The sequence below is a fragment of the Saccharopolyspora pogona genome, from assembly GCF_014697215.1.
Lineage (GTDB): Bacteria > Actinomycetota > Actinomycetes > Mycobacteriales > Pseudonocardiaceae > Saccharopolyspora > Saccharopolyspora hattusasensis.
This window is the reverse complement of sequence record NZ_CP031142.1, coordinates 8,067,426-8,090,998: the sequence shown is the minus strand read 5'-3', so window position 1 is coordinate 8,090,998 and position 23,573 is coordinate 8,067,426. Positions and strand designations below refer to the sequence as shown.

Below are 23,573 nucleotides of genomic sequence, written 5' to 3'. Positions count from 1 at the left end.
ATGACGGACGCATTCGGCGTGTCTCCCGAGGAGCTCCGGTCGCACGCCAGCAAGCTCGACGCGCTCTCCGATCAGCTGAAGACCGCGTTGGACGCGGCCAACCAGGTCACGATGGGCTCCGAGGCCTACGGGGTGATCTGCTCGTTCTTCGTGCCGATCGTGCAGGCGGTCTCGCAGCCCGGGGTCGACGCCCTGTCCACCGCGTCGGAATCCATGACCGACCAGGCCGGCAACGTCAAGGACACCGCGCAGACCTACGAGTCCGGTGACGAGGCGAACGCCGACAGCTTCTCCGGCTGGGAGGTGTGATGGCCGACAACCCGCTGGTCGCGCCGCGGCAGGATTCGACCACGGGGGTCAGCGGCATCGGCATCCTCGAATCCGTCGGCGACCTCCAGTCCGGCATCGAATCGGGTTCCTGGTCGGAGATCGCGCTCGGCGCGGCCGGCATGGGGCTGGAAGCGCTGTCGATGGTCATGGACCCGGTCGGCACGCTGGTCTCGTACGCGGTGTCCTGGCTGATGGAGCACGTCAAGCCGCTGTCGGACGCCCTGGACTGGCTGGCCGGCGACCCGGACCAGATCTCCGCCTACGCCCAGACCTGGGGCAACGTCGCGAAATCGGTGGAGCAGGTCGCGGCCGATTTCACCAACGAGGTCAACAACATCACCGGCACCTGGACCGGTGCGGCGGCCGACGCCTACAAGAACGCCGCCACGAAGCAGGCCGAGCAGATCAAAGCGGCGGGCGGCGCGGCGAACACCATCAGCACGGTCGTCGAGATCGTCGGCGTGCTGGTCGGCGTCGTCCGCGAGCTGGTGCGCGACCTGGTCGCGGAGTGCGTGGCGGCGCTGATCACCAAAATCCCCCGCTGGATCGCGGAAATCGGCGGCACCCTCGGCGTCGGCACCCCGGCGGTGGTGGCCGAAGCGGCCGGGTTGATCGCCAAGTGGGTCAGCAAGATCTCCGACGTCATCACCAAGCTGACCCGGTCCCTGAATAAGCTGCAACCGCTGCTGAAGAAGCTCGACGAGATCTGGGAAGGCATCAAGGACGCCCTCAAAGGCCTCCGCAAGGCCGACGGCCCAGCGAGCACCAAGCCGTCCAGCGTGGACGCGCCGTCCCCCAAACCAGACGCCCCGGACACCACCCCCAACTCCCCCGACACGTCCCCGTCGAGCACGACCCCGGACAGCACGTCGTCAACCCCGGACAGCTCCACGCCGGACAACCCCAAGTCCAAGAGCGAAGACGGCAACCTCCAGAACAAGACCGACGACCCGGAGACCCCGAACCGCGACGCGACCGACCGGAAGTGCGAGAACGACCCGATCGACGTCGCCAGCGGCGAGATGATCCTCCCGCAGACCGATGTGGAGATCGCGGCGGCGCTCCCGCTGGTGCTGAAGCGGACGCACCTGTCGTCGTACCGGGTGGGACTGCACTTCGGCCCGTCCTGGACGTCAACCCTGGACCAGCGTCTCGAGATCGGGAGCGCGGGCGTGTCGTTCGCGTCCGAGGACGGAAAGCTCCTGTTCGGCCCGGATCCCGCAGTGGGCGCGACCGTCCAGTTCGAGGGCTCCCGCAACACGCTCACCCGCCACGAGGACGACGGCTACACGCTCACCGAGATCGAATCTGGTCGGCGCCTGCACTTCGCACCGGGAAACCGGGTCCTGCCGCTGACCAGCATCACCGACCGCAACGGCAACCGGATCGAGTTCGACCACGACGCGAACGGAACCCCGGTGGAGATCCGCCACACCGGCGGCTACCGCATCCGCGTCGAATTCGAGAACGACCTGATCACGGCGCTCTACCTGCGGGAAGCCGACAACGGCGAAGACCTCCTGCTGATGCGGTACGAGTACACCGACCAGCGCCTGACCGGAGTGGTCAACGCCTCGGGCCTACCGCTGAAGTTCGAGTACGACCACGCGGGCCGGATCACCAGCTGGACCGACCGCAACGGCCACTGGTACCGCTACACCTACGACCACCAGGGCCGCTGCGTCGGCACGGAAGGCTCCGGCGGCTTCCTGACGGGAACGTTCGAATACGAGGACGGGGTCACCCGCCTCACCAACTCCCTCGGCCACGTCACGACCTTCCACCTAAACGAAAAGCGCCAGGTGGTCCGAGAAATAGACCCGCTGGGCGGCGAAACGGTGTCCGAGTGGGACGCCTACGACAGGCTGATCTCTCAAACAGACCCACTGGGCCGCACGGTCCGGTACGAATACGACGAAGCCGAGAACCTCGTCGCGGTAACCCGCCCCGACGGCGCCCAAACCCGCTTCGAATACAACGACCTCCGCCTGCCGATCACCATCATCACGCCCGACGGCGCCGTGTCCCGCCGCGAGTACGACGAGTGCGGAAATGCCGTAAGGATCATAGATCCTATGGGAAATGCCACAAGCTTCTCATATGATGAGCGCGGTCATCTATCGTCGATTAGTGATGCTCTCGGCAGCGTGCGTCAGATCGGCACCAATGCCGCCGGAATTCCAACAGCGGTCACCGACTCTTTTGGAAACACAACGCATCGTGATCGTGACGCATTCGGCCGAGTGACGGAGATCGTTGACCCGCTCGGCGGTAGGACTCGATTTGGCTGGACGGTCGATGGCAAGCCCGCCTGGCGAAGCTTGCCCGGAGGAGAAACCGAACGCTGGGTATACGACGGCGAAGGCAACCTTCGAACCCACATCGACACGCTTGGCCAATCGACACATACCGAGATCACGCACTTCGACTTGCCTTCGGCAGAAGTCCGCCCAGACGGCAGTCGACTGGAGTTCACCTATAACACAGAACTTCGACTTTCCAGCGTCACCAACGAGCAAGGGCTGGTTTGGCATTACGAGTACGATCCAGCTGGCAACCTGGTTCGCGAGATCGATTTCAACGGCCGGGAAGTCAGATACCGCCACGACGCAGCGGGGCAACTCATCGAGCGAACGAACGGTGCCGGCGAGGTCACTCGTTTCGCGCGAGATCTCCTGGGAAATGTGATCGAGCGACGGAGCGATTCAACGGTCGCAACCTTCGCCTACGATGCAGCCGGTCGCCTCACCGCAGCAAAAAATGCGGACGCCCAGGTAACGTTCCGGCGAGACGCTCTTGGGCGAGTGCTCACCGAGATGATCAATGGCCGGATCGTGGCGTCAACCTATGATGCGTTGGGGCGCCGTGTTCGCCGGCGCACCCCGTCCGGGGCCGAGAGCGTGTGGGAGTACGACTCCAACAGCCAGCCCGTCGCGCTGCATACCGCTGGGCGGACTTTGCGCTTCGGCTACGACGAGGCCGGGCACGAGACCCAGCGCAGCCTCGGGATCCACGCGGCACTGAGCCAGGCATGGGATGCGAATCACCGCCTGCTTTCCCAAACGATCGCAGGCACCGACGGGCGGTCCATCCAGCAGCGGTCTTACACGTATCGCGCAGACGGATTCTTATCCGGGATCAACGATGAGCTCACGGGCCCGCGCATGTTCGAGCTAGATCGCACCGGGCGGGTCACATCTGTTCAAGGCACTGGTTGGGCCGAGCACTACGCCTACGACGCAGCAGGAAACATCACGAACGCATCGTGGCCCACTCCACCCACGTCGCCTGATGCCGAAGCCTTGGGCAAGCGAGAATTCAGCGGAACCCTGGTTCGCCGTGCTGGGCGAGTGCGCTATGAACACGATGCGCAAGGCCGCGTCGTGCTGCGGCAACAAAAACTCTTGTCCCACAAACCGAACACGTGGCGATACTCCTGGGACTCGGATGACCGGCTCATCGAAGTTTTGACCCCCGACGGTTCCCGCTGGCGATACCACTACGATCCGCTCGGACGGCGCATCGCCAAGCAGCACCTGACCCCGGACAGTTCCCGAGTCATTGAGCAGGTCGAATTTATCTGGGACGGTTCAGTCCTTACCGAACAGGCCCACACCGATGGTCGCGCCAACGGTCCACAGCTCGGCGATGCCCGCGTGACAGTATGGGATTACGTGCCCGGAACTTTTCATCCAATCGCACAAACCGTACGCTACTCACTTCGTCATGCACCTCAAAGATGGATTGACGAAGAATTTTATTCGATCATAACCGACCTCGTCGGCTCACCTACCGAACTGATCAACGATCACGGGGGCATAGCCTGGTTCCACAGAATGACACTGTGGGGGAACACCCAGGATGAAAGTCGCACGAAAGCGCACACTCCACTCCGCTTTCCGGGCCAGTACCATGACCCTGAAACAGGGTTCCACTACAATTACCAACGTCACTACGATCCACACACCGGTCACTACGGAAGCATCGATCCGATCGGCCTTGCAGCAGGACCTAACCCGTATCACTACCTGCGCAATCCACATCGATGGACCGACCCGCTAGGATTAGCCGCATGCAATGAAAATTTTGACACCCGCCAGGAGGCACTCGACAGAGCGTACGACCAAGCCGGGATCCCCCGCGGAACAGAGCCAGATCAAGCCTGGGACGTCGGCAATGACCACTCCAGACAAGGAATGCCTGGATACCGCTATTCCGAAGACAACGGAACCCATGGCCGCTACATGCAGTTCGAAACCGAGGAGGGTTCGCGAGTGATTGCGGAGCACCTCAACGACGGGGATCCGCACTTCCACGCGGGCCAGCCAAAGGGAGACCCGAGCCGGAACTTCGTCGACTTCGGCTGGAGCAATGCGCACAACAGAGACATCGAGCGGTACCAGCAAATTGGCGGTTCACACCATTACTACTACCCCAGGTAAAGAACAATGGAAAAACTGACCGAAGCAACCCGGGCAGAAATTCTCCAGAGCGCCGGACTGTCCCCAATCCTTACAGCGAAAGCATCCCCAACAGTTCCACCAAAGACGGCATGGAACCTGGTCACAAACCTCGACACCCAGCCGACACTAGTAATCGACGACAGCATCGAAGACTACCTTGATCAGGTCAACCAGGAGTGGGATCGAGTCGCTCGCGAAAACGAGCTCATCGCCGACGATGGCTCGTTTCTGATCAGCATTTCAGGACCAGGTTCATTCGACCTCCCGTGGGCATCTGTTCGAGCCACACCACAACTCCAACTCGCACAGAAACTCATATCCTTCCCCGGCCAGCCCGAGTTCGTCACCATGTCCAACGATTCGCATGTCGTTTGCGGCGTCACTTCGGAGGAAAATGGAATCTGGATTGTCGTCGCCAGTACGAACGAAGCGTGATTGCACGCAAATTCCACTCGAGTTCGCCTGTTGCGCGGATCACGCGCCCGCAGAGGCGGCCGCACCCGAGGAACGTCCGGCCAGAACGCCACTGACCTCGTCAGCTCACGTACGGCACTACCCGGTGGCGCCGAGGGGCCGGCCGATGTGCTCCGGGAACGGGTACGGCGTCTCCGCGGGAAGCGTTGCTTCCGCCGCTTCGAGACTTCCGGCGGCGACGAGCTCGCGCGTCTTGTGCATTGCCGGGGTGATGTCGGTGATGGACACGATCCAGTCTTCGACGTAGCGGTCGACCGACTCACCGCCGAGTCCTATTTGGATGGACCTGTGGTCCAGGGGGCGGTGGCGGACTCCGTGTGCCCAGCCCTGACCGCGCGGTACCCGCGCGGGCTTCCTTGATCTTCCACAGCCTCAGCCTGCGGCAGGGCCAGGTGCCGGCTCAACCGGATTTCGCTGCGATCACAGCTCCGCCGACAGTTCCGCCGCGTAGCTGGTCAGCCGGGTGTACACCCCGGGGGTGTTGGGGCGGCCGCAGCCGGTGCCGTAGGAGACCACTCCGATCAGGCGGTTGTCCGCCACGATCGGGCCGCCCGAGTCCCCGGCGCAGGCGTCCGTGCCACCCTCCGGGACTCCGGCGCAGAACATGCTCCGGGCGTCGTAGTTCGGGTACGCGGTCCGGCAGGTTTCATCGGTCGTGACCGGGACGTCAACCGAGCGCAGGGTGTTCGACGGCGGACCGGATTCGCTGGTGCGGCCCCAGCCGTAAACCCGCGCCACCGCCCCCGGCCGGTACGGCGCGGTTTCACCCGGGCCCACCACGTTCAGCGGGCGTTGCGGCATCGGGGCGCGCAGGGTCAGCACCGCGACGTCGTCGCCGCGGGTGTAGTCCTTGAAGCCAGGGTGGACCCAGATGCTCTCGATCTCCCCGACCACGCCGCGCTCCGTGCGCAGGTCGGTGCGTCCCGCGATCGCGCGCAGTCCCTCCGGAGCGCGCCTGGTGCCGGTCGCCGGGTCCACCGTGCAGTGCGCCGCCGTGATGACCTTGATCGGGCTCACCAGGGTGCCGCCGCAGAACTGGCGGCCGTGCCCGTCGGTCACCGCCACGGCCCAGGGGGCGTCGTCCGTGCTGGTTTCCGAGCCGCCGAGCACGCGCGCCTCGGGTTGCCCCGCCGCGCTGGCCGCCACCGGGTGCAGTCCGGCCAGGGCTGCCACCGCGCCGGTGACCACGAGCCGCAGCAGCGCCCCCTTGCGCGCCGTTCCGGTACTGCGCTCACTGCCACACCCCACGTCGTGCCTCCAGCTGTCGCGGATCTTGCCGACGGCACACCGTAGTCACTCCGATACAGGAACATCACGAGGCGCAACTCACACGTGATCAGGAAAATATTTCGTTAGTATTGAAGATATCGGGAAATTTTACGGAGAACGTCGGTGATGACAGCCGCTCATCCTTCCCGAACCACCACGGACCCGGAGCACGCCTCGCGCCGGGTCCGTGAACTGTGCCCGACCAGGTGATCGATTCCACACGATCAAGTGATCAGTGCTGCGCGCTGCCGCGAAGGAGGATGCCGTGCTTACGGACCTGACCCCGTTGCCCGCGTTCCTGCTGGCCAGCGCGGTCGTCATCCTCACCCCGGGCGTTGACGTCTTCCTGCTGCTTCGCACCTCGCTGACGGCCGGCCGCCGGGCCGGGCTGCTCGCGCTCGCCGGGATCCACAGCGCGAGCATCATCCAGGTCGCATTGGTGATCTCCGGGCTCGGCGCGCTGATCACCAGCCACCCGGCCGTGCTGTCGGTCCTGAAGTGGATCGGCGCCGCCTACCTGGTCTACCTCGCCGCGTCGATCCTGCGCGGGCTGTGGCTGACCAGGAAGGAGGCCGCCGCGGGAGCGCTCACGACACCCCCGGCGGATCCGGCGAACCCCTACCTGCGGGGCCTGTTCAGCAACCTCACCAACCCGAAGATGCTGCTGTTCAGCCTGGCGTTCCTGCCGCAGTTCGTCGGCGCCGCCGCGCAGCCCGCGCTGCAGTTGGTGCTGCTCGGCGTGGTCTTCCTGGTGCTCGCGGCGATCTGGGAGCTCACGACCGTGCTCGGAGCCGCCCGCATCGCCACCCGCCTACAGCACCCCCGCGTCGCGAAGTCGCTGGATGCGATCAGTGCGGCGGCGTTCCTGACCATCTCGGTCGGCCTGGTCGCGGGCTGACACCGCCGTGCACGTCAGCAGCGCGAGCCCGGCCATCACTGCCAGCACCACCGGGGCGGCGACGAACCGCTCCAACGGGCTGACCGCAAGCGGCGTGCAGAAGCCCAGGTAGGCGATCGACCAGAACACCGCGGTGGCCTGACCAAAGTGGACGGTGCGAGACCTTCCAGCGCTACCGTTCCTAGGGTGAGTGGCCATTGCCGGTGGCGTCCTGGTGATCGCGGCACGCAACCGGCCATCACGCCTGCCGGGTGGTCCGGTGAGGTCGAAAGGGATCGTGTGCGGGCGTCCGGCCGGGTTGCCGCAGGAGTCCACGACGATGGCCGCGAGGTGATCGGCGCCTGAGATCCACGCTCAGCAGGCGTCCCCCACCAGTGGTGATCTCACTCGGTGTTGGAAGCACAATGGTGGGTGTGGACCAGGAGGCGTCGAGATACCAGCGGCCACGGTCGACGTCGAAGCTGATGTCATCACGGCGGGACCTGACCGCGACATGACGCGGCCGGGGCGCTCCAGGTGCGCCCCGGCCGCGCCGATCCAGGTCAGGAACCCAGTTGTGCTTGGACGTCGTCGTGGTACGCCGACACCCGGGTGTAGATGCCCGGCGCGTTGGGCCGGGCGCAGCCGTTGCCCGTCGAGACGATCCCGACCAGCTTGTTCTCGACCACCAGCGGCCCACCGGAGTCACCCTGGCAGCTGTCCACGCCGCCCTGCGGGAAACCGGCGCAGATCATCGCGTCGGACTTGTACTGCGGGTAAGCCTTCTGGCATTCCTGGTCGCTGACCAGCGGCACTTCGGCCTTCTGCAGGGTCTGCGACGCCTGGCCGCCTTCGGCGGTGGCGCCCCAGCCGAGCGCTGAGGACATCTTCCCCGCTTCGTAGAGCGAGCCGTCCTCCTTGCCGGCCAGCGCGAGCGGTTGCTGCGGCAACTCCTGCTCCAGGGTCAGCACCGCGACGTCCGCGCCGCTGTTGGCGTTCTGGAAGCCCGGGTGCACCCAGATGCCGGTCACCTTGGCGACCGTGCCCTCGGTGGTCTTCTTGTCCTCCCGCCCGGCGACGACCTGGACCGACTCCGGCTTCTCCCCCGAGACGCAGTGCGCGGCGGTCACGATCTTGTTGGCCTTGGCGACCGTGCCGCCGCAGAACTGGTTGCCCTGCGGGTCGGTCAGGTACACCACCCAAGGGTGTTCGGCGATCTTGGCGGGTTGGCCGCCCACGATGGGCGGTGCTTTGGCCTCCGACGTGTCCCCACCCGCCGCGTTGGCCGTCGTTGTCAGCAAGCCCGACGACAGGGTCGCCGCCGCCAGCAGCCCGGCAATCGACCACATCCGGCGCTTCGTGTCTGTCATCACCGTTGCCTCCTCCCCCGGAGCCATCCGGCACGCCGTCGTTCGACCTGCCGCCTCCGGCTCGTCCAAGAGTGTCCATTAGAAAGAGGATCAGAACCCGCTGTTGGATACACCTGAGCTAGCCAGGGCAACCCGATCGAGTGGAAAAAGCGCACTATTACCACCCGGACGGACTAACACGACTGTCCAAATAGGACTTTGGCCACATGGCCAATTCCCTTGCCTGGAAAGAGTAATTCCACGCTTGCCGAGAGCTCAATCCTCCAACTGCCCCTCCAGCTCCAGGTAGACCGCGCGGAGGTCGTCGAGCACCGACGCGTCCGGCTCGGCCCACAGGCCGCGCTCGGCCGCCTCCAGCAGGCGTTCGGTCATGCCGCGCAACGCCCACGGGTTGGACTGCCGCAGGAACTGCTGCACCTGTTCGTCGAACACGTACGACTCGGCGAGCTTGGTGTACATCCAGTCGTCGACCACACCGGCGGTCGCGTCGAAGCCGAACAAGTAGTCCACTGTGGCCGCGAGCTCGAAAGCGCCCTTGTAGCCGTGCCGCTGCATGGCCGAAATCCACTTCGGGTTGACCACGCGGGCCCGGAAGACCCGCTTGGTCTCCTCGCCCAGCGTCCGCGTCTTGACCGCGTGCGGCACCGCCGAGTCGCCGACGTAGGCGGCCGGGTTCTGCCCGGACAGCGCGCGCACCATGGCCACCATGCCGCCGTGGTACTGGAAGTAGTCGTCGGAGTCGGCGATGTCGTGCTCGCGGGTGTCGACGTTCTTCGCCGCGACCTGGATGCGGCGGAACGCCGATTCCATGTCGGTGCGCGCCTCGCGTCCGTCCAGGCCGCGCCCGTAGGCGTAGCCGCCCCAAGTCGCGTAGACCTCGGCGAGGTCGGCGTCGCTGCGCCAGTTGCGGGCATCGATCAGCGGCAGCAGACCCGCGCCGTAGGCGCCCGGCTTGGAGCCGAAGATGCGCGTCGAGGCGCGCCGATCGTCGCCGTGGTCGGCAAGGTCGGCGCGGTAGTGCGCGGCGACGTAGTTGTCCTCGTCCGGTTCGTCGAGCTTGGCCACGGTCTGCACCGCGTCGTCGAGCAGCGCCACCACGTGCGGGAAGGCATCGCGGAAGAAGCCGGAGATGCGGACCACCACGTCGATGCGCGGCCGGCCCAGCTCCGCGACCGGAACCACGTCGAAGCCGGTCACCCGGCGCGAGGCGTCGTCCCACACCGGGCGGCAGCCCAGCAACCACAGGATTTCGCCGAGGTCGTCGCCCTGGGTGCGCATCGCGGAGGTGCCCCACACGGTGAGCCCGACCGAACGCGGGTAATCACCGGTGTCCTCGCGGTGGCGCGCTAGCAGCGAATCGGCCAGTGCGGAGCCGACGTCGAAGGCGTTGCGGGACGGGATGGCCTTCGGGTCCACGGAGTAGAAGTTGCGGCCGGTAGGCAGCACCGAGATCAGCCCGCGCGTCGGCGATCCGGACGGACCGGCCGGGACGAAGCCGCCGCCCAGCGCGTGCAGGACGTGCTCGACCTCTTCGGTGGTGCGCGCCAGCCGCGGCGCGACCTCCGTGCAGGCGAAGCGCAGCACCTGCGCGACCGAGTCCAGCGGCGCGCCGACAACCCCGGCGACGACCTCCTCGGCCGCCGCGGCCTGCCAGCCCGCCTCGGCCAGCGTGACGATCAGCTTGCGCGCCAAGGATTCCAGCAGGTCCACGGCGTCCGACGCCGATGCCGAAGGCCCTTCGACCAGCTGCGTCAGCGCGCTCGGCACGTCGGCCCCGGCACCCGGTTCGGCCAGCAGCACCTGCTCGTCGAGTCCGAAGTGGACGGCCAGCGCGGATCGCAGCCCGGGCAGCGCGCCGACCTTTCCGCCGAAGACCTGGCGGGCGCGCAGGATCGCGAGGACGTCGTTGACCAGCTCCTCGCCCAGCGGCGCTCGGCCCAGGATGTGCAGGCCGTCGCGGATCTGCACGTCCTTGATCTCGCACAGGTACCCGTCGATGTGCATCACGAAGTCGTCGAAGGACTCCGCGTCGGGCTGGTCCTCCTGGTGCAGGTCGCGGTGCAGCTCCGCGGAGGTGACCAGCTCCCAGATCTGGTTGCGCAGCGTGGGTTTCTTCTCCGGGTCCAAGTCTGCGACCAGCGCGTACTCGTCCAGCAGCTGCTCCAGCTTGGCGATGTCGCCGTAGCTGTCCGCCCGGGCCATCGGCGGGATCATGTGGTCGACCACGACGGCGTGCCCGCGGCGCTTGGCCTGGGTGCCCTCGCCCGGGTCGTTGACGATGAACGGGTAGATCAGCGGCAGCTCGCCCAGCACCGCATCCGGCGCGCAGTCCGCCGCCAGTCCCAGGCCCTTGCCCGGCAGCCATTCCAGGGTTCCGTGCTTGCCCAGGTGGATCACCGCGTGCGCGCCGAACTCCTCCGCCAGCCACCGGTAGGCGGCCAGGTACTGGTGCGACGGCGGCAGATCCGGGTCGTGGTAGATCGCGATCGGGTTCTCCCCGAAGCCGCGCGGCGGCTGGATCATCAGCACCACGTTGCCGAAGCGCAGCGCCGCGACGTAGATCGAGCCCTCGTCGTCGACGTACAAGCTGCCGGGCGGGGGCCCCAGTGCTCCGTCATGGCCGCCCGCAACGACTCCGGCAGCGCGTCGAACCACTCGCGGTAGCGAGTGGCGGGCACCAAGATCGCAGCCTCGGACATCTGGTCCTCGGTCAGCCACTCGACGTCGTGCCCGCCCGCGGCGATCAGCCGGTGGATGAGGCTGTCACCCTCCAGACCGGACACGTCCAGCCCGCCGAGGTCGTAGCCCGCGGCCTCCAACGCGCGCAGCAGCACGACGGCCGATGCTGGGGTATCCAGGCCGACGGCGTTGCCTACGCGGGAATGCTTCGTCGGGTAGGACGACAGGACCACGCCGACCCGCTTGTCCTCGTTGCCGACGTGGCGCAACCGGGCCAGCGACACCGCCGTTCCCGCGACGCGGCGAGCGCGCTCCGGATCGGCGACGTAGACCGGGATGCCGTCCTCGCCGCTCTCCTTGAAGGAGAACGGGACGCTGATCAGCCGACCGTCGAACTCGGGCACCGCGACCTGCATCGCCGCGTCCATCGGCGACAGCGCCGCGTCGCTTTCCGCCCACACAGCGCGACTGGTGGTCAGGCACAGGCCCTGCAGGACCGGGATGTCGAGCTCGGCGAGCGCGCCTGCGTCCCAGGAGTCCTCGTCGCCACCCGCGCTCGCGTCCGCCGCGACGGCACCGCCAGCGGCGAGCACCGTCGAGACCAGGGCGTCGCAGCCTTCGAGCAGTTCGCGCAAGCCTGCCGCGTCCGACAGCCCGCGCAGCGAGCCGCAGAACACCGGCACGGCGTTGGCACCGGCGTTTTCCACCTGCTCGGCCAGGGAATCCACGAAACCGGTGTTGCCCGCCAAGGCGTGGGCCCGGTAGAAGACGATGCCCACCGTGGGCCGCGCCGGGTCGTGCGGCCGGGAGCCGTGGCGGCCGAACTCGGGCGTCTTCTCCGGCGCGGCGAAGCCCTCTCCGGTCAGCAGCACCGTGTCGGAGAGGAACTGGGCCAGCTGGGCGAGGTTGTTCGGCCCGCCTTCGACGAGGTAGGCCAGCGCCTGTGTGGTCACCCCGGCGGGCACGGTGGACAGTGCCATCAGCTCGGCGTCCGGGGTGGCCTCGCCGCCGAGCGCGACGGTGGGGACGCCGGAGGCGAGGACCGCGTCGAGGCCCTCCTCCCAGGCCCGGCGGCCGCCCAGCAGGCGGACCACCACGACATCCACGCCGGCGAGCAGTTCCGGGACTTCTGCGGGGGTGACGCGGGCGGGGTTGTCGACCCGGTAGCCGGCGTCCGCGGCTCGGGCGGCCAGCAGGTCGGTGTCCGCAGTGGACAGAAGCAGGACACGGGTAGTTTCGCGGGCAGGCTCGCTCACGGTCGTCCTTTCTCGGGGTGCGCGCCCCGGTGGGGTCACGGCGGCCGGAGTGTCCTGGCTCCCGGATCGCCGCAGGTCCCCGCCTTCCCGCCCGCGGGCGGTGGCACGTGGGGGCTGCTCCCCGGTCACAGTGGCGCGACCACCCCGGATTCGCACCGGGTTCCTCCGCGACACCGCCGTCTTGCTCGCCGCCATCCTAACGGCCACCCCACCAGCACCAGGCCTCCGCCGAAGGTCACCTCTTCGCTGGTGAACCCCGTGAGCGCTTTGGGAGCGATAGAGGCTGCTACCAAACGCGTCCTGCGTAGCGGTGCGGGTAGCGGAACCTCAGATGCCGTCCGGACTCCGGATCCCCGGCTTGCGCATGCCCATTGGGAACCCGTTCTGCCTGGAAGTTCCGACGGCAGCCCAGCGGGAGCCGGTCTGGTCCCGCCTCGCCAACGAGTGTGAAGCGAACGGCCTGTCCACCCCCATAGGAGCCTGTTGCGTTTTCGGCGAAAACGGCTGAACCGAAGTACCAAATCAGTCTCGATCGCCGCCGTTTGTCCGCCAGTGGCCATCTCAGCCGTGATCGATCGATCACGGTCCGTGGTGGGCGTAATTTTGCAACAGGCTCATAGACGACACAAACGGTCCGTTCACCTCACTCAACCAGCGCATTCCGAAACGGCCTCCACAGCACCCAGAGGGCACGGGTGCGGATCTGTCGTTCTGCCGGGCCAGGTGGGGGTCAGTAGCCCGCGGTGCGATCGATGACGCCGAGGAGCGGTTGGCCCGCGAGGCGGCGGCGGACGTTGTCCTCCACCCGCCGCGCCAGCGCCGGGACCAGCAAGGACTTCGGGTTCGCGGAGTGCGGCGAGATGATCGCGCGCGGGTGCTGGAACAGCGGGTGCCCGTCCGGCAGCGGCTCCGGGTCCGTCACGTCCAGCGCCGCGCCGCCGATGCGCTCCGCGTCCAGCGCCTCGACCAGCGCGTCGGTGTCGACCAGCGATCCGCGGGCGACGTTGATCAGCCACGCGACGGCCTTCATCCGGGACAGCGCGTCGGCGTCGATCAGCTTCGCCGTCTCGGCCGTCGCGGGCGCGGCGACCACGACGAAGTCCGACTCCGCGAGCAGCCGGTCCATCCCGGCTTCGTCGTCGGCCGGCCAGGTCCAGGCCGCCCCGGCGACCGGCTTCCCGGACCGGTTCACCGCCAGCACCCGGACGCCGAAGGGCTGCAGCAAATCGATCAGCGCCCGGCCGATGCCACCGGCGCCGATGATCCCGACCGTGGCGCCGAAGAGGCTGAGCATGCCCGTCGGTCGCGCCCAGTTCTCCGCTCGCGCCATCACGTGCAGCCGCCGCGCTCCGACGAGCATCAATCCGAGCGTGTGCTCGGCGACGGTCTGGGCGTAGGTGCCCGCCGCGGAGGTGAAGGTGATCCCGTCGCGCAGCGCGTCGGCGGCGGCCCACGCTTCGATACCGGCCGATGGGAGCTGCACCCATTCCAGGCCGGGGTGGTCGAACTCGGCGAACCGCTCGGGGCCTGCGCCGTACCAGGCCAGCGCGGTGGCCTCCGCGGCCGGGCTGATCTCGGCGCCTGCCGCCACGACGGCCGCCGTCAACTCCGGCGGGGCGACCGGACCAATGTGGACCTTCACGACTTCTCCATCTCGGCTCGGATCTGGTCGTGAGTGATCGTTCCGGTAAGAACCGGAACGATCACTCACGAGGTCTCGACCAACTTCGCCAACTCGGGCAGCTGCTTGGCATCCTCCAACGCCGAACCGACCGCCACCACGGCTGCCCCCGCCGCGAGGAACTCCGGCGCGTTGCGCGCGTTCATCCCGCCGGTGGCCACCATCCGCAGGCCGGGGAACGGCCCGTGCATTGCCTTGAACCAACCGGCGCCCAGTTCGGCGGCCGGGAACGCCTTGACCCACGACAGCCCGAGCCGGTGGGCTTGCTGGATCTCGCTGGGCGTGGCCACGCCGGGCAGGTGCGGCACGCCGAGTTCCGCGCTCAGCCGCACCACCTCGGGGTCCAGCCCCGGCGCCACGGTGAACGCCGCGCCCAGTTCCTTGGCCGTGTGCACCTGCTCCGTGCTCACCACGGTCCCGGCCCCCACCAGCCGGCCCCGCAGCACGCCCGCCTGCACGGCCGCGCGCAGCGACGGCTCGGCGCGCTGCGTCTCGATCGGCACCTCGACCGCCTCGATGCCCAAATCCCACGCCCGTTCGGCCAGTTCGACGGTCCGCTGCGGGTCCATTCCGCGCAGGATCGCCATGACCGGACCGGTGAAGAGCTCGTCGAAGAAGCCCACGATCACTCCCCTTTCCCGGATGCAACACCGTCGCCGAAGCTGAGGCTGCACCACTGCTGCTCGTCGTAGCCCGACCATTCGGCGACCGCGCCACGATCCGGCGGCGCCATGTGGTCCTCGGTGCTGAGCAGGCTGTGCGCGGCCAGGATGTGCCCGAGCCGCAGGCAGCGGACGCCGTTTTCGCCGCGCAGCACGCCGGAGAGGTATCCGGCGGCGAACGCGTCCCCGGCGCCCACCGGCTCGACCACCTGGACCTTCGGGGCGGGCACGATCACCGTCTCGGCGCCCAGGGCGTAGGCGGCGTCGGCGCCGTCCTTGACCACGACGACGCTCGGCTGGTCCAGGAGTTTCCGCACGTCCTCGGCGGTTTCGACGCCCCAGAGGGTGGTCGCCTCGTCCAGGCCGACGAACACCACGTCGGCGAGCTGGGCGAGTTCGCGCAGCCGCGGTCCGGCCTGCTCGACCGGCCACAGCGCGGGGCGGTAGTTGACGTCGAAGGTGATCCGGGCGCGGCGTTCGCGGGTCAGCAGTCGCCGGACGAGCCGGTCGCAGCTGGCGGAGAGCGCGGGGGTGATGCCGCTGATGTGCAGCAGCCGGGGCGCGTCGAGCTGCTCGTCGCCGAGGAAATTTTCGTCCATTGTGGACGCCGCAGAGCCCGCCCGGTAGTAGTGCACCTTGGTGCCGGTCGGACCGGGGTCCTTGAAGTAGACGCCGGTCAGCGCGTCCGGGCACACCTCGACCAGGCCGGTGTCGACCCCGGTGGCGGCGATGGCCGCGACCATGCGGCGCCCGAGCGGATCGTCCCCGACCCTGCTGGCCCAGCCGACGCGGTGCCCCAGCGCGGCGAGGTGGATGGCCACATTGGACTCCGCGCCACCTGCGGAGAGGGTGAACGTCGCGGCCTGCTCCAGGGGCACCGGGGCAGCCGGGGCGACCAGCGACATCGTCTCCCCCAGGCACAGCACCTCGGGGGTGCTGCTCGGCTCCGCCACGTTCGCCTCCTCGATCCCACGGCACTCGTCGCCGGACAGCTTAACCATTCATCGCTGCGAAATGCACATCCCCGTTGCACTCCTCGCAACAAGGTTGGCTGGCGCGTGCGCTGCCGTGGTGGCGAACGGCAGGTCTCTAGGCTGAGAATCCGGTGATCACGCACACCCCGATGAAAGGGAGGCTGCTCGAATGAGCTTGGAGCGCCCGATCGATCCGGACCCGTACTCGCTGCTGCCCTCGGTTCCGGCGTTCACCGTCACCTCCGACGACGTGACCGACGGTCAGCCGATGACGCAGGCCCACGCCTACGACGGCATGGGTGCCGACGGCCAGAACCACTCGCCACACCTGCGCTGGACCGGTTTCCCGGAGACCACCAAGAGCTTCGTGGTGACCTGCTTCGACCCCGACGCGCCGATCCCGGGCGGCTTCTGGCACTGGGTGCTGGTGGACGTGCCGGCCGACGTGACCGAGCTGGCCACCGACGCGGGCAATCGCGACGGGCAGGGCATCCCGGCCGGGTCCTTCCACGTCGCCAACGACCTCGGCGAGCGCGCCTTCGGCGGCGCCGCCCCGCCGCCCGGCGACCGGCCGCACCGCTACTACTTCGTGGTCCACGCGGTGGACACCGAGAAGCTCGGCGTGGATGAGAACGCCAGCCCGGCGGTGGTCAGCTTCAACCTGGCCTTCCACACCGTCGCGCGCGCCGTCATCACCCCCACCTACCAGCGCTGACGGCGCAAGCCGACAACTGCAACACCCTTCGCGAGCCGTGCCGCTCCGGGCCTTCCCGGAGCGGCACGGCTCTTTCGCGCACCAAGATCGCCCGATCGAGATGTATCTGAAACGGCCCCTCGCTCCTCTTTAAGAACAGGGAGGTTCTCGGACGTCAGGAGATCGGGATGAGCGTGCTGCCAGGTTCGTTCGCCGCGCTGGTCGCCGCCGGGGTGGCCGCGCTGCTGTTCGCGCCCTTCGTCGCCAGTGAGCACCGGAGGCACGGCGAGCTGCGCATGGGCGTCGCCGTGCAGCGCTTCGCCGTGCTGCTTTACGCGTTCGGGCTGGTTTCCTACGTGTTCCTGCCGTTGCCGACCGATGCGGCCTGCTTCGCGCCGCAGTGGCGGCCGCTCGCCGGGCTGACCAACCCCTCGATGCTGGGGCAGTTCGCGTGCAACATCGCGCTCTTCGTCCCGCTGGGTGCGCTAGTGCGGGGCGGTTGGCCGACTGCGGCGCTGGCCGGATTGGTGACCTCGGTGCTCGTCGAGTTGACCCAACTGACCGGGTTCTGGTTCGCCTTCCCCTGCCCGTACCGGGTTTTCGACGTGGACGACATCCTCGCGAACACCACCGGCGCGCTGCTCGGCGGTTTGCTCGCGCCACTCCGGCGGCGCCTGCCGACCGGCACCAGCGGACGGCCAGCGGGGGAACCTCGCCCGGTCACCGCCGCCCGGCGACTGCTGGGCATGTGTTGCGACGCACTGGTGCTGTGGCTCCTCGGCGTGGCCTGCGCCCGGGCAGTGGACATCGCGCTTCGGCTGACCCGAACCGCCCCGACGCGGTGGTGGGAGGCCGCCACGCTGTGGCTCGCACCGGCCGCGTTGTTGCTGGTCGCGATGCTGATCGGACACGGCAGCTCGCTCGGCCAGCACGTGGTGATGCTGCGCGCCAGAGCTCCCGACGGGCGCCCCGCACCGGCGGCCGTGCTGTGCCGTTGGGCGGTCGGCATCGGCGGACTGGCCGTGACGCAAGGCGTGGTCGAGGGCTCGTTCGGGGAACCGAGTGCTGTGCTCGGCGTGTTGTGGTGCATCGCGCACGCCTGGGGTGTGACCAGCACCCGGGATCACCGCGGAATCACCGGGCTCGCTGCCGGGTTGCAGATGATCGACGCCCGACGAAGCCAAGGTGCGCCGTACTCGGCGCGCTCGATTTGAGGCAGGATGGACCAGTGCGGCACTTCGATCTAGTCATCATCGGCTCCGGCTCCGGAAACTCGATCCTCGACGACCGGTTCGCCGACTGGGACGTCGCGATGGTCGAGAAGGGCGTCGGCCCCAACGACGCCTACGGCGGCACCTGCCTCAACGTCGGCTGCATCCCGACGAAGATGTTCGTGCACACCGCCGACGTGGCCAGCGCCCCGGCCGGCTGCGCGAAGCTCGGCGTCGACCTCGAACTGCGCGACGTGCGGTGGCGCGACATCCGGGACCGGATCTTCGGCCGCATCGACGAGATCTCCGCCGGTGGCCGCCGCTACCGCGCCGAGGACAACCCGAACGTCACCCTCTACGAGGGCATCGCCCAGTTCACCGGCGTCAAGCAGCTGACCGTGGACACCGCCGCGGGCCCGGAGACGATCACCGCGGACCGCTTCGTGGTGGCCGCCGGTGGCCGTCCGGCGATCCCGGACATCCCGGGCCTGGACCAGGTCGACTACTACACCAGCGACACCGTGATGAGGCTCGATGAGCTGCCCGCCCGGATGATCATCATGGGCACCGGGTTCATCGGCGCGGAGTTCGCGCACGTGTTCTCCGCGCTGGGCGTAGAGGTGACCATGATCGGCCGGTCCGGCCGGGTGCTGCGCTCGGAAGACACCGACATCTCCGCGAGGTTCACCGAGCTCGCAGCCCAGCGCTGGGACCTGCGGCTGAACCGCAAGGAGATCGCGGTCGAGCGCGATGGCAACCTCGTGCGTCTGCACCTGGAGGGCCCGGAGGGCACCGAGGTCGTGGAGGCCGAGGCGCTGCTCATCGCGGTGGGCCGGGTACCCAACGCCGACCTGCTGGAGGCGGCCGCGGGCGGCCTCGAACTCACCGCCGACGGCAAGGTCAAGGCCGACGCGACCCAGCTGACCTCGGTGGACGGCGTTTGGGCGCTGGGCGACATAAGCTCCGACCACGAGCTCAAGCACGTCGCCAACCACGAGATGCGCGTCGTCCAGCACAACCTGCTGCGCCCCGACGAGCCGATCGAGTCCGACCACCGGTTCGTGCCGCACGCGGTGTTCTCCGCCCCGCAGATCGCCTCGGTCGGCCTAACCGAGCAGGAGGCACAGCGGCGCGGAGTCGACTACGTGACTTCGATCCAGGACTACGCGGGCATCGCCTACGGCTGGGCGATGGAGGACACCGCCGGCTTCGCCAAGCTCCTCGCCGATCCGGAGACCGGTCAGCTCCTCGGCGCCCACATCATCGGCCCGCAGGCTCCGACGCTGCTGCAGCCGCTGATCCAGGCGATGCAGTTCGGCCTGGACGCCCGGATGATGGCCCGCGGCCAGTACTGGATCCACCCGGGCATGCCGGAGCTGATCGAGAACGCCCTGCTCAACCTGCCGCTGAAGTGACCCCGCGGGCATCTGCCGCCCAGGACCAGGCGGCAGATGTGTTCTGCGTCATCTTGAGTAATTCCAGTTAGTTGGGCAACTTGGGAGGATTGGGGCTGCCCGAAAAACCCGCCGCTGCCCGGTGAAACGGCGTGCGACAGCCCGGAACGCTCAACGGACAAAGGAGTTTGACTGTGCTTCACGAACGCCTCGAACCGGTCTACGCGAACGTGGTCCAGCGCAACCGCGGCGAAGACGAGTTCCACCAGGCAGTCCGAGAAGTGCTGGAGAGCATCGGTCCGGTCATCGACAAGCACCCCGAGTACGCCGAGCAGAAGATCATCGAGCGGATCTGCGAGCCGGAGCGGCAGATCGTCTTCCGGGTGCCGTGGGAGGACGACTGCGGCGAGGTGCAGATCAACCGCGGCTTCCGGGTGGAGTTCAACAGCGCGCTCGGTCCGTACAAGGGCGGCCTGCGGTTCCACCCGTCGGTCTACCAGGGCATCGTCAAGTTCCTCGGCTTCGAGCAGATCTTCAAGAACGCCCTCACCGGGTTGCCCATCGGCGGCGGCAAGGGCGGCGCGGACTTCGATCCGAAGGGCCGCTCCGACCGGGAGGTCATGCGGTTCTGCCAGAGCTTCATGACCGAACTGCACCGGCACATCGGCGAGTACACCGACGTGCCCGCCGGTGACATCGGCGTCGGCGGCCGAGAGATCGGCTACCTGTTCGGCCAGTACAAGCGGATCACCAACCGCTACGAATCCGGGGTGCTGACCGGCAAGCACCTGTCCTTCGGCGGCGCCCGCGTGCGCACCGAGGCCACCGGCTTCGGCTGCGCGTTCTTCGTGCAGGAGATGCTGTCCGCCCGCGGCGAGTCGTTCGACGGCAAGCAGGTCGTGGTCTCCGGATCGGGCAACGTGGCCATCTACACGATGGAGAAGGTGCACCAGCTCGGCGGAACCGTGGTGGCCTGTTCGGACTCCTCCGGCTACGTCGTCGACGAGAAGGGCATCGACGTCGAGCTGATCAAGCAGATCAAGGAGATCGAGCGGGGCCGCATCAGCGCGTACGCCGGGCGCCGGCCGGGCGCGAAGTTCGTTGCGCAGCGCAGCGTCTGGGAAGTGCCGTGCGACGTGGCGATGCCGTCGGCGACCCAGAACGAGCTCACCGCGGACGATGCGGCCACCCTGATCGCCAACGGCTGCATCGCCGTTGGCGAAGGCGCGAACATGCCCACGACGCCGGATGCGGTGCGCAGTTTCCAGGAGGCCGGCGTGGCGTTCGGCCCGGGCAAGGCGGCCAACGCCGGCGGCGTGGCCACCTCCGCGCTGGAGATGCAGCAGAACGCATCCCGCGACAGCTGGAGCTTCGAGTTCACCGAGAAGCGGCTCGAGGAGATCATGAAGGACGTACATGCCCGCTGCTACGCCACCGCCGCGGAGTACGGCATGTCCGGCAACTACGTCGCGGGCGCGAACATCGCGGGCTTCACGAACGTCGCCGACGCGATGCTCCGCCTCGGCCTCGTCTGACCGGGCGATCAACGCCCATCACGCCCACCCAACTCGCCCCATCAAGCGAGGTGAACGGTCCGTTCGCCCCAGTAGGCGGAGCGAACGAACCGTTCGCGTCAATAAAGGAGCCTGTTGCAAAATTACGCCCACCACGGACCGTGATCGATCGATCACGGCTGAGATGGCCACTGGCGGACAAACGGCGGCGATCGAGACTGATTTGGTACTTCGGTTCAGTCGTTTTCGCCGAAAACGCAACAGGCTCAAAGGCGAGGTAAACAGGCCGTTCGCTCCCCCTGCCGGAAGCGTCAGATGGTGCGGGGACGTCCCGCGATTACGCCGAACACCGCCTGCACCGCGACGATCACCACGATGGCCGTCAACGAAGCCGACCAGCCGCCGGTCACGTCGTGCAGCACGCCGAACAGGAACGGCCCGAACGACGAGATCAGATAGCCGATGCTCTGCGACATCGCCGACAACGACCCGGTGTCGGCGGCGTTGGCGGTGCGCAGCGAGATGAGGACCAGCGCAAGCGGGAACGCGCTCATGCCGACGCCGACCAGGAGCGCCCACACCACCGGCATGGCCAGCGGAGCCAGCAGCAGTCCGAGCAGGCCGGTGAGGGTCAGCACCGCGAGCCCGATGGCCCACCAGGACTGGCTGCGGGTCTTGGTCACCAGCGGCGGCAGGATCATGTTGATCGGCACACCTATCAGCAGCAACAACGCGAGCAGCATGCCTGCGGCCGTGCTGTCCATCCCGGCGTCCTTGAACACCTCGGGCATCCAGCCCATCACGACGTAGGCGACCAGCGACTGCAGCGCGAAGTAGACGGTGATCACCCATGCCAGCGGGCTGCGCAGCAGCGAACGCCGCTGCCTCGTCGAAGCGGTGCCCGGAGCCTGACGCGTCGGGGAGCGCCGAGCCATCGCGGGCACCCACACGCACAGCGCGGCCAGCGCCACGGCCGCCCAGGTCGCCAGCGCCAACCGCCAGCTGCCGGTCGAGGAGTTCAGGTACGGCGTCAGCGCCGAACCGGTCGAGCCGCCCGCCGCCATCGCGGTGGTGTAGAGCGCAGTCGCCATCCCGACGCGGGTAGGGAAGGACTCCTTGACCACCACCGGGATCAGCACGTTGCACATCGCGATCGCGGCGCAGACCAGCACGGTGCCGCCCAGCACCGTCCACGGTCCGTCGACGACCCGCAGCAGCATCGCGGCGGTCAGCACCGCCAGCGACGCGCCGATGACCTTGTTGATGCCCATCCGCCTGGCCAGCAGCGGAGCGCCGATGCCTGCGACCCCGAAGCAGAGCGTGGGCACCGAAGTCACGACGCTCGCCCACGTGCTGGAAACACCGAGCGAGTCACGCACCTCACCGAGCACCGACGCCAGGCTGGTGACCGCCGGGCGCATGTTCGCCGCCGCGAGCGCAACACCGGCCAGCAGCAGCCCTCCCCCGGCCACGGCAGCGTGCCGATTGGGGAAGACTGCCTCGGCGGCACCCTCGTTCTCGACGGCGAGGGCATCCGGGTGGTGCTGGGCGGCGAGTCGGGTGGCATCCTGGTCAGCCACGTGTTCGGGGACATGGGGTCGTGACTTCGTAGACATCGCAACCTAGTATGTCAAACGTAGGATGTTTGGACGAAAGGACCTGTCAGTGCCTTTGGTCACCACCAAGCGGACCGGGCTGGTCGATCAGGTCATCGCCCAGATCCGCGAGCTCGTGTCGTCCGGGGAATGGCCGATCGGCGAGAAGATCCCACCCGAGACCGAGCTCGTGAGCGCACTCGGCGTCGGCCGCAACACCGTCCGCGAGGCGGTGCGCGCGCTCTCGCACGCCGGGCTGCTGGAAGTGCGGCAGGGCGACGGGACGTTCGTGCGCGCCACCAACGAGATCTCCGGGGCGGTTCGCAAGCTGTGCGGCCCCGAGCTGCGCCAGGTCCTGGAGGTCCGCCGCGCGCTTGAGGTCGAGGGCGCGCGGCTGGCCGCCGGGGCGCGGACCGACGGGGACCTGACCGGGCTGGAGGCCTGTCTGACCAGCCGGGACGAGGCGGTGCGGCGCCAGGACAGCGCGGAGGTCGTCGCCACCGACGCCGAGTTCCACCGGCTGCTGGTCGCGGCCTCGCACAACCCGGTGCTGATCTCGCTCTACGAAGGGATCCGCGAGACGGTGGCATCCAGCGTCGCGACCACCTTCAACCGGGACGCCCAGGCGGAACCGGTCTCGCACGCCGAACTGCTGGCCGCGGTGCGCGACGGCGACCCACGCCGAGCTGCGGAGGAGGCGGGCGGCTTCCTCGACGAACTGCTCAGCCAGATCGGCTCGGAGAGCGCGGCGGAGAAGCTGGATTGATCGCCGCCACGCCGAACGCGTCGGCTATCCGGCCGACGAGTCCGGCCAGTAGTCGGTCCCGACGTCGAATGCGTCGCCAGCGGTCGGCACCACCCAGGACGCCGCGATCACCCCGGCGGCGAAACCACCCGTGGTGGAACGGGTGCGCGCGGGTTGCAGCCACACCGACGGCGCGCCGAAGCGGGTGATCACGATCTCCTCCCCCGATTCGGCGCGGTCGAGCAGCTCCACCAACCGCTCGCGGGCTTCATCAAGGGTGAACTCGGCAGCCATGCCCTCGACGTTACCCGCGTCACAACTCCTTGAGACGACCTTCCACCGATGCTCGCGGCTCTCGCGCGACCGGAGCACGGGCCGACGCCGG

The 23,573-nt window shown here is 68.1% G+C and carries 16 protein-coding genes, 2 pseudogenes and 1 riboswitch; of the genes and pseudogenes, 9 read left to right on the top strand and 9 right to left on the bottom strand.

Annotated features, from left to right (window positions below):
- The 3 genes from DL519_RS38290 to DL519_RS38280 are packed head-to-tail and all read left to right on the top strand — an operon-like array spanning nucleotide 1 to nucleotide 5,228.
- Complete coding sequence (locus tag DL519_RS38290; protein WP_190822128.1) at nucleotides 1-309, top strand: type VII secretion target; 309 nt, start codon at nucleotides 1-3, stop codon at nucleotides 307-309.
- The gene (locus DL519_RS38285; RefSeq protein WP_190822126.1) at nucleotides 309-4,772 is read left to right on the top strand and encodes an RHS repeat-associated core domain-containing protein; all 4,464 of its coding nucleotides are present in this window, start codon (nucleotides 309-311) and stop codon (nucleotides 4,770-4,772) included. Before DL519_RS38290 ends, DL519_RS38285 begins: the two co-directional genes overlap by 1 nt.
- A gap of 6 nt (nucleotides 4,773-4,778) precedes the next feature.
- Entirely contained in the window at nucleotides 4,779-5,228 is a 450-nt protein-coding gene (locus DL519_RS38280; RefSeq protein WP_190822124.1) for a hypothetical protein, read from the top strand.
- A 117-nt stretch (nucleotides 5,229-5,345) separates the two neighbouring features.
- Here the strand turns inward: DL519_RS38280 and DL519_RS38275 are convergent.
- Together DL519_RS38275 and DL519_RS38270 are read right to left on the bottom strand one after the other, a co-directional pair.
- Nucleotides 5,346-5,573: pseudogene (locus DL519_RS38275) on the bottom strand (DUF4291 family protein); the annotation flags it as partial.
- A 114-nt stretch (nucleotides 5,574-5,687) separates the two neighbouring features.
- Entirely contained in the window at nucleotides 5,688-6,515 is an 828-nt protein-coding gene (locus DL519_RS38270; RefSeq protein WP_190822122.1) for a S1 family peptidase, read from the bottom strand.
- A gap of 286 nt (nucleotides 6,516-6,801) precedes the next feature.
- Here DL519_RS38270 and DL519_RS38265 point away from each other — a divergent pair, with 286 nt between their 5' ends.
- Nucleotides 6,802-7,434: a LysE family translocator gene (locus tag DL519_RS38265; RefSeq protein ID WP_190822120.1), complete on the top strand. Its 633-nt coding sequence runs from the start codon at nucleotides 6,802-6,804 to the stop codon at nucleotides 7,432-7,434.
- 542 nt (nucleotides 7,435-7,976) lie between these two features.
- Here DL519_RS38265 and DL519_RS38260 read toward each other — a convergent pair.
- The 5 genes and pseudogenes from DL519_RS38260 to DL519_RS38240 all read right to left on the bottom strand — a co-directional run bounded on the left by DL519_RS38260 (nucleotide 7,977) and on the right by DL519_RS38240 (nucleotide 16,062).
- Nucleotides 7,977-8,783, bottom strand: a complete 807-nt coding sequence (locus DL519_RS38260) for a S1 family peptidase (RefSeq protein ID WP_190822118.1) — start codon at nucleotides 8,781-8,783, stop codon at nucleotides 7,977-7,979.
- Between the two features lie 255 nt (nucleotides 8,784-9,038).
- Nucleotides 9,039-12,718 (bottom strand): annotated as a pseudogene (gene cobN / locus DL519_RS38255) (cobaltochelatase subunit CobN).
- A gap of 48 nt (nucleotides 12,719-12,766) precedes the next feature.
- Nucleotides 12,767-12,883: riboswitch (cobalamin riboswitch) on the bottom strand.
- Nucleotides 12,884-13,448: 565 nt separating this feature from the next.
- Entirely contained in the window at nucleotides 13,449-14,360 is a 912-nt protein-coding gene (locus DL519_RS38250; RefSeq protein WP_190822115.1) for a D-isomer specific 2-hydroxyacid dehydrogenase family protein, read from the bottom strand.
- A 65-nt stretch (nucleotides 14,361-14,425) separates the two neighbouring features.
- Nucleotides 14,426-15,022, bottom strand: coding sequence for a bifunctional 4-hydroxy-2-oxoglutarate aldolase/2-dehydro-3-deoxy-phosphogluconate aldolase (locus tag DL519_RS38245; protein ID WP_223840020.1), 597 nt, complete (start codon nucleotides 15,020-15,022; stop codon nucleotides 14,426-14,428).
- Nucleotides 15,023-15,024: 2 nt separating this feature from the next.
- Nucleotides 15,025-16,062 carry a sugar kinase gene (locus tag DL519_RS38240; RefSeq protein ID WP_223840019.1) on the bottom strand — a complete coding sequence of 346 codons (1,038 nt, stop codon included), beginning with the start codon at nucleotides 16,060-16,062 and terminating at the stop codon, nucleotides 15,025-15,027.
- Between the two features lie 142 nt (nucleotides 16,063-16,204).
- On the opposite strand from DL519_RS38240, the gene DL519_RS38235 reads away from it, so the two are divergent.
- The 4 genes from DL519_RS38235 to gdhA all read left to right on the top strand — a co-directional run bounded on the left by DL519_RS38235 (nucleotide 16,205) and on the right by gdhA (nucleotide 20,869).
- Nucleotides 16,205-16,750, top strand: coding sequence for a YbhB/YbcL family Raf kinase inhibitor-like protein (locus tag DL519_RS38235; RefSeq protein ID WP_190822114.1), 546 nt, complete (start codon nucleotides 16,205-16,207; stop codon nucleotides 16,748-16,750).
- A 167-nt stretch (nucleotides 16,751-16,917) separates the two neighbouring features.
- A complete protein-coding gene (locus tag DL519_RS38230; RefSeq protein ID WP_190822112.1) occupies nucleotides 16,918-17,943 on the top strand; it encodes a VanZ family protein in 1,026 nt (341 codons plus the stop codon).
- Between the two features lie 14 nt (nucleotides 17,944-17,957).
- Entirely contained in the window at nucleotides 17,958-19,355 is a 1,398-nt protein-coding gene (locus tag DL519_RS38225; RefSeq protein WP_190822110.1) for a mycothione reductase, read from the top strand.
- Between the two features lie 173 nt (nucleotides 19,356-19,528).
- Nucleotides 19,529-20,869: an NADP-specific glutamate dehydrogenase gene (gene gdhA, locus DL519_RS38220; RefSeq protein ID WP_190822108.1), complete on the top strand. Its 1,341-nt coding sequence runs from the start codon at nucleotides 19,529-19,531 to the stop codon at nucleotides 20,867-20,869.
- Nucleotides 20,870-21,159: 290 nt separating this feature from the next.
- On the opposite strand, the gene DL519_RS38215 is transcribed toward gdhA, so the two are convergent.
- Entirely contained in the window at nucleotides 21,160-22,464 is a 1,305-nt protein-coding gene (locus DL519_RS38215) for a CynX/NimT family MFS transporter (RefSeq protein ID WP_190822106.1), read from the bottom strand.
- 49 nt (nucleotides 22,465-22,513) lie between these two features.
- On the opposite strand from DL519_RS38215, the gene DL519_RS38210 reads away from it, so the two are divergent.
- On the top strand, nucleotides 22,514-23,209 hold the full coding sequence (locus tag DL519_RS38210; RefSeq protein WP_223840018.1) for a FadR/GntR family transcriptional regulator: 696 nt from the start codon (nucleotides 22,514-22,516) through the stop codon (nucleotides 23,207-23,209).
- A 24-nt stretch (nucleotides 23,210-23,233) separates the two neighbouring features.
- Here the strand turns inward: DL519_RS38210 and DL519_RS38205 are convergent, their stop codons facing one another.
- Nucleotides 23,234-23,482: a type II toxin-antitoxin system Phd/YefM family antitoxin gene (locus DL519_RS38205; RefSeq protein ID WP_190822102.1), complete on the bottom strand. Its 249-nt coding sequence runs from the start codon at nucleotides 23,480-23,482 to the stop codon at nucleotides 23,234-23,236.
- Between the last annotated feature and the right edge of the window lie 91 nt (nucleotides 23,483-23,573).